Source organism: Pontimicrobium sp. MEBiC01747, from assembly GCF_053601635.1.
Window position 1 is genome coordinate 1 of sequence record NZ_JBSHNS010000293.1, and the last position, 1320, is coordinate 1320.

Below are 1320 nucleotides of genomic sequence, written 5' to 3' on the forward strand. Positions count from 1 at the left end.
GAAATCAATATTGGGTAGGTAGAAATTGGAAGTTTGAAAACGATTCATTACAATTAGAATTGATGGGATCAACCTTATCTAATGATGATTTTAGTTACGTGAGTTATGCTGTTGTTCCTGAAAAAGACCCCAAAATCTTTAATTTGCGTACCAATTCAAAAAAGAATATGGCAAATAACGATTATCCATTTGTAAAATTAGCGACCAATTATCCAACAGATTATTGGGTTGGGAGATGGGACGGAGTAGAAGGGACTATGCTAGAAATTCTACCAAATGGTGATTTTTATGATATCACTATATACGGGCTTGATGGGTTTATTAGAGTAATGAGTGAAAAAACGACCAATATACCAGAGATTGTATTTTATACAGATGATGGTAAAAAACATATTATTAAAGCAGGTACAGGGGAAGAGACTGGTATGAAATGGCTAATGGACGAAACCAATTGTTTGATTATTCCTTCAATGAAAACAGGGTTTTGTAAATAGTATTAAATAAAAAAGAAGTCTAGATGTCTTATAAGCCGTAATAACGGTAAGATTATTAAGTACACATTTCAGAAATTGAAACTTTTAATGACTCTACCTGATAGGAAAGCAAACTATATTTATAAATCTTTGTAAAGCAAAATAATTTAAGATGAAAAAGTTAATCAAAAATAGTACTCTAATTTTAGGGTTGGTTATTATAGTTAGTTGCTCAAGTTCACCGCTTGATGATGTAGAGCTTCAAGATGTATCCTTGTTAACTCAAGAAATTATTATCAAAGAAAACCGAGATTATAATATTGCAGGCGCTAATAATGAATCTTCAAAAAAAGAAGTGTACGTTAAAATTAGAGATAAAAATAATAGAGCAGTACGTCTTCTGGATGGTACAGTAAGTGTTCAAGGACAACAATGTAATTATGGTAAACCAGACCCATTATTAACAAGAGACACCTATTATGTCGAAAATTTTGTGCCTCAAAATGGAGATGCCAATTATACAGTAAAAGTTGTGTTGGCTAATGGGAATACATACAACACCACAATAGCAATTCCCTCATTTTTTGATAGTAACGTTCAAATAGACACTATGGCTCATAAGATATTTTGGCCAGCTTCTTCAAATTCAGATTCATTATACTTAACTATAAGTTACGAGGATGAAACAGGAATGCATAATGCTTACAGTTCAGCTGCTAGCACGCCAGATATAGGGGTTTTTGATTATACTAATATAGCGAACCAATTTCCAAAAATTGCAGATAATACATATTCTAAACTTACTGTAAAATTATGGAGAAGAGCCGATGGTGTTTTACCTGCAAAC

Annotated in this window: 2 protein-coding genes; both read left to right on the forward strand. The window is 32.2% G+C overall.

Annotated elements, in window-relative coordinates:
• A partial coding sequence (locus ACVC2P_RS09640; RefSeq protein ID WP_452598265.1) for a hypothetical protein occupies window positions 1-494 on the forward strand: 494 nt, incomplete at its 5' end.
• 151 nt (window positions 495-645) lie between these two features.
• Window positions 646-1320, forward strand: a 675-nt coding sequence (locus ACVC2P_RS09645; protein ID WP_452598266.1) for a hypothetical protein, incomplete at its 3' end; no start/stop codon positions are given.